The organism is Variovorax sp. EL159 (assembly GCF_900100965.1).
In the GTDB taxonomy this organism is placed as follows: domain Bacteria; phylum Pseudomonadota; class Gammaproteobacteria; order Burkholderiales; family Burkholderiaceae_C; genus Variovorax.
Genome location: NZ_FMUJ01000002.1, coordinates 668,739 through 681,776, shown reverse-complemented (window position 1 = coordinate 681,776; position 13,038 = coordinate 668,739). Strand labels below are relative to the sequence as shown.

General features: G+C 68.9%; 8 protein-coding genes. 2 read left to right on the top strand and 6 right to left on the bottom strand.

Annotation, left to right across the window (positions count from 1 at the left end):
• Nucleotides 1-11: 11 nt before the first annotated feature.
• From BLQ28_RS09350 to BLQ28_RS09325, 6 genes are all read right to left on the bottom strand, one after another.
• Nucleotides 12-992, bottom strand: coding sequence for a LysR family transcriptional regulator (locus tag BLQ28_RS09350; protein WP_093238591.1), 981 nt, complete (start codon nt 990-992; stop codon nt 12-14).
• Nucleotides 993-1,086: 94 nt separating this feature from the next.
• Entirely contained in the window at nt 1,087-3,555 is a 2,469-nt protein-coding gene (gene xdhB, locus BLQ28_RS09345) for a xanthine dehydrogenase molybdopterin binding subunit (protein ID WP_093238589.1), read from the bottom strand.
• Nucleotides 3,556-3,557: 2 nt separating this feature from the next.
• Entirely contained in the window at nt 3,558-5,183 is a 1,626-nt protein-coding gene (gene xdhA / locus BLQ28_RS09340) for a xanthine dehydrogenase small subunit (RefSeq protein WP_093238588.1), read from the bottom strand.
• A 176-nt stretch (nt 5,184-5,359) separates the two neighbouring features.
• On the bottom strand, nt 5,360-6,868 hold the full coding sequence (locus tag BLQ28_RS09335) for an O-linked N-acetylglucosamine transferase, SPINDLY family protein (protein WP_093238586.1): 1,509 nt from the start codon (nt 6,866-6,868) through the stop codon (nt 5,360-5,362).
• 68 nt (nt 6,869-6,936) lie between these two features.
• Nucleotides 6,937-8,190: an Nramp family divalent metal transporter gene (locus BLQ28_RS09330; RefSeq protein WP_256327235.1), complete on the bottom strand. Its 1,254-nt coding sequence runs from the start codon at nt 8,188-8,190 to the stop codon at nt 6,937-6,939.
• Between the two features lie 64 nt (nt 8,191-8,254).
• Nucleotides 8,255-9,169: a LysR family transcriptional regulator gene (locus tag BLQ28_RS09325; protein ID WP_093238583.1), complete on the bottom strand. Its 915-nt coding sequence runs from the start codon at nt 9,167-9,169 to the stop codon at nt 8,255-8,257.
• Between the two features lie 77 nt (nt 9,170-9,246).
• Here BLQ28_RS09325 and BLQ28_RS09320 point away from each other — a divergent pair, with 77 nt between their 5' ends.
• A complete protein-coding gene (locus tag BLQ28_RS09320; protein WP_093238582.1) occupies nt 9,247-11,406 on the top strand; it encodes a thiamine pyrophosphate-dependent enzyme in 2,160 nt (719 codons plus the stop codon).
• 12 nt (nt 11,407-11,418) lie between these two features.
• The gene (locus BLQ28_RS09315; protein WP_093238580.1) at nt 11,419-13,035 is read left to right on the top strand and encodes an indolepyruvate oxidoreductase subunit beta family protein; all 1,617 of its coding nucleotides are present in this window, start codon (nt 11,419-11,421) and stop codon (nt 13,033-13,035) included.
• The last annotated feature ends 3 nt before the right edge of the window (nt 13,036-13,038 follow it).

Below are 13,038 nucleotides of genomic sequence, written 5' to 3'. Positions count from 1 at the left end.
ACGGGAAGCTCTCAGGGATCGGATGTCTCAGGGGTGGCGGGCGGCCGCGCGACGGCGGAATGCGGTGGCCGCAGCGACGCCGCCACGTCCTTGATGCATTCGCGCAGCCAGCGCGCCGAACTCGACGAATGGGTGCGTTCGTGCCAGAGCTGGTAGTACATGAGGCGCGGCAGCGCCACCGGGCAATCGAGGATCTTCACCGGCAGCCGCGCCGCGAAGCGCTCGCAGTACTGGCGGCCGGTGGTCAGCACCAGCAGGCTGGACGCCACCATGTCGGGAATGAGGCTGAAGTGCGCGCAGCGCGCGGTGATGTTGCGCTGCCGCCCCAGCTCGTCGAGCATCTGGTCGATGATGCCGCGCCCACCCGGGTGCATGGGCGTGGGTGCGATGTGCTCGGCCGTGAGCCAGGTCTCCAGGTCCCAGCCGCGGCGCACCGCCGGATGGTCCTGGTTGACCAGCGACACCACCTCGTCGCCGAACAGGCGCGCCATGTGCAGGTCTTCCGGCGGCTTGAGCCAGTTGCCGATCACCAGGTCGACCTGCCCCAGCGCCAGATGGCCGTGGTAGTCGGAGTCGGGCGACAGCGCATGGATCTCGATCTGGCACAGCGGCGCCTCGCGCTTGACCTGCGCCACCAGCATCGGCAGGAACAGCGGGTCCATGTAGTCGCTGGCCGCAATGCGAAAGGTGGTGGCGGCCGACTGCGGCTCGAAGCCGCGCGCATCCGAGAACAACATCTCGGCCGCCCGCAAAATGCTCGCGGCCGGCTCGATCATGCGCAGCCCCGCATCGGTCGGCACCATGCCCGAGCCCGAGCGCACCAGCAGCGGATCGCCCGACAGCTCGCGCAGGCGCTTCAGCGCGGCCGAGACGGCCGGCTGGTACATGCCCAGGCGAATGGCGGCGCGCGAGACGCTGCGGTCGGTCAGCACGGTGTGAAGCACCCGGATGAGGTGTAAGTCGATCTTGTCGAAAAGCGCCTGGTCTCTCATGGCTGTTCACACCTTTCTTGTCTGTGCGAACAGTTATACAGCGCGGCATTTGGATGAAGTAAGAACGCTCGGACCGTGCGAGCACGGCCCGTTTTCATTCGACCGATGCGGATGGCGCTGCCTGGACAGCGGTCACGGCACGAAGAATCGACTCGCTCGTGGCCGGCGCTTTCAGCGGCGGATCGACCCTGTGGTCGCCGGCCGCCGACACCGCATCGCGGATCGCGAAGAACACCGAGAACGGCAGCAAGAGCGGCGGCTCGCCCACCGCCTTGCTGCGGTGGATCGAGTCCTCGAAGTTCTGGCCTTCGAACAGGCGCACGTTGAAGACGGGCGGGCAGTCGTTGGCGGTCGGGATCTTGTAGGTGCTGGGGGCGTGCGTGGTGAGCTTGCCGCTTTGCGGATGCCACACCAGCTCTTCGGTGGTGAGCCAGCCCATGCCCTGGATGAAGGCGCCTTCGACCTGGCCGATGTCCACGGCCGGGTTCAGCGACTTGCCCGCGTCGTGCAGGATGTCGGCGCGCAGCAGCTTCCATTCGCCGGTGAGCGTGTCGACGATCACCTCGCTCACTGCCGCGCCGTAGGCGAAGTAGTAGAACGGGCGGCCCTGCATCTTGTCCTTGTCCCAGCTCAGGCCCGGCGTGGCATAGAAGCCGTCGGACCACAGCTGCTTGCGGTCGAGATAGGCCTCGCCCACCACGGTGCTGAAAGCCAGCGACTTGCCGTTGACCTCGACCTTGTCGTTCGCAAAGCGCACCTCGCCGGCCTTGCCGCCGTGACGCTCGGCCGCGCAATCGGCCAGCCGCTCGCGGATCTGGCGGGCCGCGTCCTGCGCGGCCTTGCCGTTCAGGTCGGCACCGGTCGATGCGGCGGTGGCCGAGGTGTTGGCCACCTTGGTCGTGTCGGTCGCGGTCACGCGCACGCGCTCGAAGCTCACGCCCAGTTCATGCGCCACCACCTGCGCCACCTTGGTGTTCAGGCCCTGACCCATCTCGGTTCCGCCGTGGTTCACGAGGATCGAGCCGTCGGTGTACACATGCACCAGCGCGCCGGCCTGGTTGAAGTGCTTCACGTTGAACGAGATGCCGAACTTCAGCGGCGCCAGCGCCAGGCCGCGCTTGAGCACGACGCTCTTCTTGTTGAAGGCCGCGACCTCTTCGCGCCGCGCGCGGTAGTCGCTGCTGGCCTCCAGCTCGGCCACCAGCTCGTGGACGATGTTGTCGGTCACGGTCTGGCGGTAAGGGGTGACGTTGTTCTCGGCCTTGCCGTAGAAGTTGACGCGCCGCACGTCGAGCGGATCGCGCTTCAACTCGCGCGCCACCGAATCCATGATGTTCTCGATGGCGATGGCGCCCTGCGGGCCGCCGAAGCCGCGGAAGGCCGTGTTGCTCTGCGTGTTGGTCTTGCCCGAGTAGCCGTGCATGCTCACGTTCGGCAGCCAATAAGCGTTGTCGAAGTGGCACAGCGCGCGCGTCATCACCGGGCCCGAGAGGTCGGCCGAGTGGCCGGCGCGCGAGACCATGGTGATCTCGGCGCCGAGGATGCGGCCTTCGTCGTCGTAGCCGACGTCGTATTCGTACCAGAAGCAGTGGCGACGGCCGGTGACCATGAAGTCGTCGTCGCGGTCCAGCCGCAGCTTCACCGGGCGCTGCAGCTGGCGTGCCGCCACGGCCGCCACGCAGGCGAACAGCGCCGATTGCGATTCCTTGCCGCCGAAGCCGCCGCCCATGCGCCGGCATTCGACGTGCACTTCGTTCGACTGCAGGTGCAGCGCGTGCGCCACCAGGTGCTGCATTTCGCTCGGGTGTTGCGTCGAGCAATGGATGTGCAGCGCGCCGCCTTCCTTGGGAATGGCGTAGCTGATCTGGCCTTCGAGGTAGAACTGCTCCTGCCCGCCCACGTCCAGCGTGGCCTTGTGGCGGCGCGGTGCCTTGGCGATGGCGGCGCGCACGGCGGCCTCGTCGCCTTCGTTGGCACCGCCGCCGCTGCGCACGATGTGCATCGGCGGCACCACGTACTGGCCGCGTTCGTGCGCGGCCTGCGGCGTCAGCACGGGCGGCTGTGCCTCGATGGTCATGGCGTCCTTGGCCTTGGCGGCCGCGCGGCGCGCGGCCTCGCGCGTTTCGGCGATCACCGCGAACACCGGCTGGCCGAGGTAACGGATCTCGCCACCGTCGTTCACGGGCAGCAGGATCGGGTCGTCGTGAATGATCGAGCCGCAGTCATTGACGCCGGGAATGTCGTCGGCCGTCAGCACCGTGACCACGCCGGGCATCGCCCGGATGGCGTCGAGCGACAGCGCCGTGACGCGGCCGTTGGCGGCCGGCGACAGCCCCAGCGCGCAGTGCAGCGTGCCGGTGAGCTCGGGAATGTCGTCGATGTAGGTGGCCTCGCCGGCCACGTGCAGGTGCGCCGACTCGTGCGGCCGGCTGATGCCGACGCGCATGCCGCGCTCGTGCGCAAGTGCTTCGGCGCCCACGTCGATGCGGGCTTTGGCGTTGGTGAGGTAGTCGGCAAAGGCCTCGGCGGGCTGCAGCAGGCGGGCGTCGATGGGTTTGTTCATGGTCAGACTCCTTCGGCCGCTGTCTTGGGCGCATGGGGCATCACGCTCCAGACGCTGGTTTCCTCGATGGACAAGGCATCTTCGTTGCGGGTTTCGAGCCAGAGACGCTGGATCAGGTTCTGCGCCACCTGCAGCCGGTAGTCGGCCGAGGCACGCATGTCCGACAGCGGCTTGAAGTCTTGCGCGAGCGCCAGCTTGGCGGTGCTCACGCTGGCCTGCGTCCACGGCTTGCCGACCAGTGCCGCTTCGGCATTCGCGGCACGCTTGACGGTGGCGGCCATGCCGCCGAAGGCCAGGCGCACGGCCTTGACGGTGTCGCTGCCTTCTTCGAGTTCGATGGCAAAGCCCGCGCACAGCGCCGAGATGTCGCAGTCGAAGCGCTTGCTGATCTTGTAGGCGCGCACCTGGCGGCGCATGGCGGCCAGCGGAATCGCCAGCCCTTGCACGAACTCGCCGGGCTGCAGCTGGTTCTTCATGTAGTCGATGTAGAAGTCGGGCAGCGGCATGCGGCGCACCACGTCGCCACGGCGCAGTTCGATTTGCGTGTCGAGCGACATCAGCACCGGCGGCGAATCGCCGATGGGCGAGCCGTTGGCCACGTTGCCGCCCATGGTGCCGGCATGGCGGATCGGCGGCGAGGCAAAGCGCAGCCACACGTCCGACAGGCTGGGCACGCGCGCCACGAGCGCGGCAAAGGCGGATTCGAGCGAAGCGCCGGCGCCGATGTAGAGCTCGCCGCCGTCGGCGTTCTGGCGGGTTTCGATGGTCTTCATTTCGGCCACGTCGCCCACGTAGATGATGTCGCCCAGGTCGCGGAACTGCTTGTTGACCCAGAGGCCGACGTCGGTCGATCCGGCCAGCAGCTGGGCACGCGGCTTCTGCTCGCGCAGTGCCGCGAGCTGGGCCAGCGTTCTGGGGGCGTGGAAGTGGTCCATGCGGGCGCCCAGCGGCGCGGCGTAGTTCAGGTCATGGCCGCCGTTCTGCAGCGCGGTAAGGGCGGCCACCACGGGCTGCGTGTCGAGGCGCACCGAAGGCAGGTCGAACATGCGCTGGCCCGCATCGAGGATCGGGCGGTAGCCGGTGCAGCGGCACAGGTTGCCCGACAGTTCGTCGGCCAGTTGCTGGCGCGTGGGCTGGGTGCCCTCGGCCTGGTGGTGTTCGTAGCTGGACCACAGCGACATCACGAAACCCGGCGTGCAGAAGCCGCACTGGGAGCCATGGCAGTCGACCATCGCCTGCTGGACCGGGTGCAGCGTGTGCACGGCGTGCTTCTTGTCGCCGGCCTTGCCGTGGCTGGCGCACTGGCCCTTGAGGTCTTCGACCGTGAACAGCGCCTTGCCGTGCAGCGTCGGCAGGAACTGGATGCATGCATTGACCGTCTGCAGGTTCAGGCCACCAACGGCGCCCGGCGCATCGGCGTCGGAGGCCAGCTCGCCGATGACGACGGTGCAGGCGCCGCAGTCGCCTTCGTTGCAGCCTTCCTTGGTGCCGGTGCAGCGCGCGTCTTCGCGCAGCCAGTCGAGGACCGAGCGCGTCGGATGGACGCCGCTGACGTCGACGATCTTTCCGCGATGGAAAAAGCGGACGGGTTGGATCTTGCTGTTGCTGCTGCTGCTCTCGGTACTCATGCTTTTCAGGCTCGTGGGGTGGCCCTTTGTGGGCCAGTCATGGACGTTAGCGGCTTGTGGCGGGCCGTGCATACCGGCGGGGCCATATTGCGTATGTGGGGTCCGGTATGGCACATACGGGGAAACCCTTGCGTCGTCGGAGCAATTCCCGGGCCACGGCACGGGACGGTGCCCGCTCAGGTGGGTGCGATGCGAAGGTAGGCGGCTTCCAGGTCGCGCACATAGCGCGTCGTGTCGAACAGGGGGCTGGCGCCGCGCGCCCTGGCCAGATGTTCGCGCAGGGCCTGCCGCCGCGGGGCGTCGGCGCACAGGGCCCGCGCGCGGTCGAGGTAGTCGGCGGCGCTGTGCGTCACCAGCTCGGGCAGGCCCACCGCATGCAGCAGGCTGCCCGCCACGCGCGAGGCGAAGGTGTCGCCCATGCGCGTGAGCACCGGCGTGCCGGCCCAGAGCGCATCGCTGGTCAGCGTGTGGCCGCCATAGGGAAAGGTGTCGAGCACGAGGTCGACGCAGTGGCGCAGGCGCCCGAGATGGGCACGCATGGGAATGCTTTTTCCGAAGCCGATGCGATGCGCGGCCACGCCCTGCAGTACCGCCTGGGCGCGCAGGTTTTGCTGCGCCTCGGGCGATTCCCCGAGCAGCCACAGCACGGCGTCGGGGCGCTCGCGCAGCAGGCTGCACCACAGCGCAAAGACCTCGGGCGTGATCTTGTAGGACTGGTTGAAATTGGCCAGCACCAGCGCATCGGCCGGCACGTTGAAATCGGCCCGCGTCAGGGCGGACGGCTCGACGCGGCGATGGTCGTGCGGCTGGTAGGCGTTCGGCATGCGCAGGATGCGCTCGCTATAGAAGCGCTCCGACTCGGGCGGAACGACCACGGGGTCGGCCACCAGGTAGTCGATGAACGGTGCGCCGGTGGTTGCGGGGTAGTAGAGGTAGGCCACCTGGACCGGCGCGGGCCGCAGGGCCAACATGGCGAAGGCGTCGTCGACGGGCCGGCTGGTGTAGGCGGCGATGTCGATCTCCGCCTCGCGGATGCGCCGCGCCGATTCGGCCGCATCCAGCCCGTGCAGGCTCACGATGCGATCGAAGCAGCGCTCCAGCCGCGCACGGAATGACCGGCGCTCCACGCGGACGTCCTCGGCCATGCCGGGTACGTCGGTGTCGTCGGGCGAAAAATCGAAGCAGACCAGCTCGAAGCGCTCGCGGTCATGCTGCTCCAGCACGCCTGCCATCAGGTAGCTCGTGGCCTGGAAGCAGAAATCGCGGCCGATGTACCCGATGCGCAGGCGCCGGTGGTCCGGGTAGTGGTGCCCCGGCGGCACCAGCGGCGCCGCCGCCGGGTGTGCGCTCATGAGCCAGCGGGCGTGGCGCCGCGCGCTTTCGAGCTGCAGGGCCGGGGTCATTCGCGGGGTGGCCAGGACCAGTTCGCCGACCAGCCGGGTGTCGGCCTGGTGCGCCAGGCTCTCGGCCACCACCGTCTGCAGGAACTCGTGGCGCGTCCAGTCGCACAGGTGGGTGCTGTCGAGCAGCGCGTTCCAGGCGGCCTCGAAGTCATAGGGCTGCGCGTCGTGCCAGGCCCGGCTGAGCCGCCACGCGGCCGCCATGTCGTTCCGCTCGCGCAGCACCGCCAACTCGGCGCTGGCGGCGCTCGCGTCGAAGGGGGCGGCAAGGGTGTCGTTCGGCATCGGGGCGATTCTATGAACGGCCCGGTGCGGCGCGGGCAACGGTGTGCGCGTGCCTCCATCCGGCGCCTTCAGCGCACGAGGTCCCAGCCCATCATCACGGCGGCAAAGCCCATGAGCGCCGTGCCGCCCCAGCCGAGCCAGCGGGTGCGCCGGCCCGAGGTGAACACGCCCATGACCTTCTCGCGCGTGACCAGGATCATCATCGCCGCCATGATCGGCACCGCGACCACCCCGTTGATGACGGCGCTCCAGTACAGCGCCTTCATGGGGTCGATGGGCGTGAAGTCGAGCGCGGTGCCGACCAGCGTGGCCACGGCGATGATTCCGTAGAACTCCTTGGCCTCGCGCCAGTGCCGCTCCAGGCCTTCTTCCCACCCGAAGGCCTCGGCCACCGCATAGGCCGCAGAAGACGCCAGCACGGGCACGGCCAGCAGTCCGGTGGCAATGATGCCGCCGGCGAACAGCCAGAAGGCGAAATCGCCCGCCAGCGGACGCAGGGCTTCGGCCGCCTGCGCCGCCGAGGTCACGTCGTGCACGCCCGCCGTGAACAGCACCGACGCCCCCACCACCATCACGAAAAACGCGATCAGGTTCGAGAAGGTCATGCCCACCCAGGTGTCCAGCCGCACGCGCCGCAGGTCGTGCCGCACCTGCTTGTCGGTGCCGCGCCGGCCGCCCTTGAGCCGCAGTTCCTCGACCTCCTGAGAGGCCTGCCAGAAGAACAGGTACGGCGAGATGGTGGTGCCCAGCAGCGCCACCAGCATCATCCAGTAGTCGCTGCTCCACTGCAGCTTCGGCACGACCAGGTCGTGCAGCACCCGGCTCCATTCGACCTGCACCACGAACACCGCCGCCACGTAGGCGAACAGCGTGAGCGTGAGCCACTTGAGGATGTGGGCCAGCTTGCGATACGGCACGAACACCTGCAGCAGCACGGTGACCACCCCGAAGATCAGCGAATGGAAGTGCGCCCCGCCGCCCACCACGAGCTGCAGCGCCTCACCCATGGCCGCGATATCGGCCGCGATGTTGATGGTGTTGGCCACCACCAGCAGCGCCACCAGCGCGACAAGAAAGCCGCGCGGCATGTGCTCGCGCAGGTTGGCGGCCACGCCCTTGCCCGTGACGCGCCCGATGCGCGCCGACACCAGCTGGATCGCCACCATGAAGGGCAGCGACAGGAACACGGTCCAGAGCAGGCCGGTGCCGAACTGGGCGCCGGCCTGGGTGTAGGTGGCAATACCCGACGGGTCGTCGTCGGCCGCGCCGGTCACCACGCCGGGCCCGACGTGGCGCAAAAAGGAGGGGATGCGTTTCTTCATGTCGGCCGATGGTGGCATGCCGAGACTGACCTCCACATGAATCCTGCGTGTCAAAAGACGCGGATCAGGCCTTTTCGGAGAACAGCGTCACGATCACCTGCCGCAGCCAGCGGTTGCCCGGGTCGGCCTCGAAGCGCTTGCTCCAGTGCAGCGACACGCTGAAGTCGCGCAGAGGAAACGGCGGCTCGACGATGGCGTAGTGCCCCTCCTCGGCAAAGCCGCGCGCGATGTTGCGCGGCATCACCACCGCCAGGTCGGTGGCGCGCACGATGGCCGGCAGCACCATGAAGTGCTCGGTCGTCAGGCGCAGGCGGTCTTCGAGGTTGAGCAACTGAAGGATGCGCAGGGTGTCGGCATGGGTGCGCACGGCCACGTAGTCGAGCTCCTGCAGGGCTTCGAGCAGTGCCTGCCCGCTGCGGCGGCGCCGGACGAAGGGGTGGTCCTTGCGCAGCAGCACGATGTAGCGGTCTTTCAGCAACTGGGCGCGCTGGGTGTCCTTCACCTTGGGCAGGAAGCCGAAGGCGAAGTCGACCCGGCCGCTGTCGAGCGCATCGGCAATGTCGCCGGCGGCCAGCGGCATGGTCTCGACCCGCACGCCCGGCGACAGCTCGCGCAGCCGCGCCATCAGCGCCGGCAGGAAGCGGCCCTCGCCGATGTCGCTCATGTGGATGCGAAACAGCTTGCGCGAAGCCGCCGGATCGAAGCGCTCGGGCTCGGCCAGCGCCTGCTGCAGCAAGGTCAGCGCCGACTGCACCGACACGGCCAGCCGCTCCGCCCGCGGCGTGGGCGCCACGCCGCCAGGCGAGCGCGTGAAGAGCGCATCGCCCAGCAGCAGGCGCAGCCGCGTCAGGCCATGGCTGGCCGCCGGCTGCGTCAGTCCCAGGGCCTCGGCCGCGCGGCTCACGTTGCGGGTCCGGTAGACCGCATCGAAGAGCCGCAGCAGGTTCAGGTCCACCGCGTCGATATGCACTGAATTCATGTTGGATAGCCGTCTTATTTTATTGAAGTATGGCTGCACGCCCACCACACTGCGGCACCCCAGAAAAAAGAGACACGATGGAAGTTTCATTCAGCAAGGAAGTCGAGATGCTGCGTCTCGGCGCAGGCGACACTTTTCACGGCGAGGGCATCCTCGCGATCACCAAGGGGCTGCTGCAATCCGGCGTGGCCTATGTCGGCGGCTACCAGGGGGCGCCGGTGTCGCACCTGCTGGACGTGATGGTCCAGGGCAAGACCTACATGGACGAGCTGGGCGTGCACGTGGAGGCCTGCTCCAACGAGGCCTCGGCCGCCGCGATGCTCGGCGCCTCCATCCACTACCCGCTGCGCGGCGCGGTCACCTGGAAGTCGATCGTCGGCACCAACGTGGCGGCCGATGCGCTGTCCAACCTGTCGTCGCCCGGCGTGACCGGCGGCGTGCTGGTGGTGGTGGGCGAAGACTACGGCGAAGGCGCCAGCGTGATCCAGGAGCGCACGCACGCCTACGCGCTCAAGTCGAGCATGTGCCTGCTCGATCCGCGGCCCGACCTCGGCGTGATGGTGCGCATGGTCGAAGAAGGCTTTCGCCTCTCCGAAACCTCGAACATGCCCTGCCTGATGGAGCTGCGCATCCGCACCTGCCATGTGCGCGGCAGTTTCGAGTGCAAGGACAACGTGGCGCCCGCCGTCTCGACCCGCGCGCTGATGAGCGAGCCGGCCGGCTTCGACTACATGCGCCTGGCGCACCCGCCCGTCACCTTCCGCCACGAGAAGCTCAAGGGCGACGCGCGCATTCCGGCGGCGCGGCGCTACATCGTCGAGCATCAGCTCAACGAGCTGATTCCGGGCCGGCGCCATGCGGACCTCGGCATCGTGGTGCAGGGCGGCCTGTACAACGCGCTCATCCGCAGCCTGCAGCAGCAGGGCCTGGCCGATGCCTTCGGCGACACCGACATCCCGATCCTCGTGCTCAACGTCACCTACCCGCTGGTGCCCGAGCAGGTGGCCGACTTCTGCGTGGGCAAGCGCGCGGTGCTGGTGGTGGAAGAAGGCCAGCCCGAGTACATCGAGCAGGACATCGCCACGCTGCTGCGCCGGCGCGACATCCAGACGCCGCTGCACGGAAAAGACATGCTGCCCTCGGCCGGCGAGTACGGCGTCGAGGTGCTGTCGGGCGGCGTCGGCGCCTTTGCCGCGAAGTACATCGAGAACAGCGAGGCCTCGTCGTCGGCGCAAGCGTGGCTGGCCGGCAACCGCGAGCGCCGCGAAGCCGTGGCGCGCCGCCTGAGCGCGCCGCTGCCCAACCGGCCGCCGAGCTTCTGCATCGGCTGCCCCGAGCGGCCGGTGTTCTCGGCCCTCAAGCTGGCGCAGCAGGAAACGGGGCCGGTGCATATCGCAGCCGACATCGGCTGCCACGCCTTCGGCACCTTCGAGCCCTTCTCGATGGGGCATTCGATTCTGGGCTACGGCATGAGCCTGGCCAGCCGCGCGGGCGTGGCGCCGATGATGAACCGCCGCACGCTGTCGATCATGGGCGACGGCGGCTTCTGGCACAACGGCCTGCTGACCGGCGTGCAGAGCGCGCTCTTCAACGAAGACGACGCGGTGCTGCTGATCTTCAAGAACGGCTACACCTCGGCCACCGGCACGCAGGACATCATCTCCACGCCCGACGACGAGATCAAGGAGCGCGCGGAAGACAAGCAGCAAAGCCTGGTCGACAAGAACCAGACCATCGAGGCCACGCTGACGGGCCTGGGCGTGAAGTGGATGCGCACCGTGACCACCTACGACGTGGAGCGCATGCGCAAGACGCTGACCGACGCCCTCACCAGCGACTTCAACGGCCTGAAGGTGGTGATCGCCGAGGGCGAATGCCAGCTGGAGCGCCAGCGCCGCATCAAGCCGTGGATTGCCGGGCTGCTGAAGAAAGGCGAGCGCGTGGTGCGCGTGAAGTACGGCGTCGATGAAGACGTGTGCAACGGCGATCACGCCTGCATCCGCTTGTCGGGCTGCCCCACCCTCACGCTCAAGGACAACCCCGATCCGCTGAAGGTCGACCCGGTGGCCACCGTGATCGACGGCTGCGTGGGCTGCGGCCTGTGCGGCGCCAACGCCCATGCGGCCACGCTGTGCCCGAGCTTCTACCGGGCCGAGGTGGTGCAGAACCCCAAGTGGCATGAACGGCTGCTGCATGGCCTGCGCGGTGCGGTCGTGCGCGCACTGCAACCCGCGTAAAGGGGCAAGGACATGGAAAACAACCGCCCCATCACCCTGCTCGTCTGCGCCCTCGGCGGTGAAGGCGGCGGCGTGCTCACCGAATGGCTGGTGGACATCGCCCGCCATGCCGGCTACGCCGCGCAGAGCACGTCGATCCCCGGCGTGGCGCAGCGCACCGGCGCCACCACTTACTACATCGAGGTGTTCCCGGTGCCGCTCGCGCAGCTCGGCGGCCGCCGCCCGGTGTTCAGCCTGAGCCCGGTGCCGGGCGCGCTCGACGCCATCGTGTCGTCGGAGCTGCTCGAAACCGCGCGCCAGATCGGCAACGGCATGAGCGCGCCGCTGCGCACGCTGGTCATCAGCTCGTCGGCGCGCATCTTCACCACCGCCGAGCGCATGGAGCCGGGCGATGGCCGCGCCGACGCGCAACGGCTGCTCGACGTGGTCAAGGCCTTCAGCCGCGAGCACCATGTGTTCGACATGAACGCCATCGCGCGCGACGCCGGCACGGTGGTCAGCGCGGTGATGCTCGGCGCCATCGCCGGCAGCGGCCTCTTTCCGTTCAAGCGCGAGGCGTACGAACACGTGGTGCGCGGCGGCGACGCGAGCGCACCCGAGAAGCTGGGCAAGATGGCCGCGGCCAGCCTGCGCGGCTTTGCCGCCGCACTCGACGCGGTAAGTGCGCCGCGCGCGCAGGCCGCCTTCGTCAACAGCGTGATGGCGAACGACACCGCCGATGCGCCGCCACCGCCGCGCGCCCTGCCCGATGAACTGGCGCGGCGCTTTCCGCCCGCCGTGCACGACATGCTCACGCTCGGCCATGCGCGCGTGCTCGACTACCAGGACGCCGGCTACGCCGCGCTGTATGCCGAACGCCTGGGCCGCGTGCTCGATGCGGAGCGCGGCGCCGATCCGGCCGGCGCGCAGGGCTTTGCCATCACGCGCGAAGCCGCGCGCTGGCTCGCGCTGTGGATGGCCTTCGACGACATCGTGCGCGTCGCCGCGCTCAAGGGCCGCGCCAGCCGGGCGCAGCGCGTGCGGCAGGAAGTGCGCGCCACCGACGAAGACATCGTGAAGGTCTACGACCACTTCAAGCCCGGCGCGGCCGAGTTCGCTGCGCTGCTGCCGCCCGGCCTGTCGCGCCGCGTGACCGCATGGGACCGCCGCCGGCAGGCGCGTGGCCTTGCGCCCTGGGCGCTGCCGCTGAAGGTCGGCAGCCATTCGGTGTTCGGCATGGCGTCGCTGCGGCTGCTGGCCTCGCTGCGCTGGCTGCGCAAGCGCGGCAGCCGCTTTGCCGAAGAGCAGGCCCTCATCGAACGCTGGCTCGCGGCGGTGGAAGCCGGCACGCGCGAAGCCTGGGCACTGGGCCACGAGCTGGCGCTGTGCGGCCGGCTCATCAAGGGCTATGGCAGCACCAACGAGCGCGGCAAGCACAACCTGCTGCACGTGATCGACGAACTCGCCGGCCGTGCGGCCTTGTCCGCGCCGGCGCGGGCCGAGGCCATCGCCGCCGCCCGCGAAGCGGCACTGGCCGACGAAGGCGGCAAGGCGCTCGACGCTGCGCTGGTGCAGCACGGCGCCGCCCCGCGCCCCGTGCAGGCGCAGCCGATCCGCTGGATGAAGCGCAAGCCCACCGGCGGCGCCTGAGAC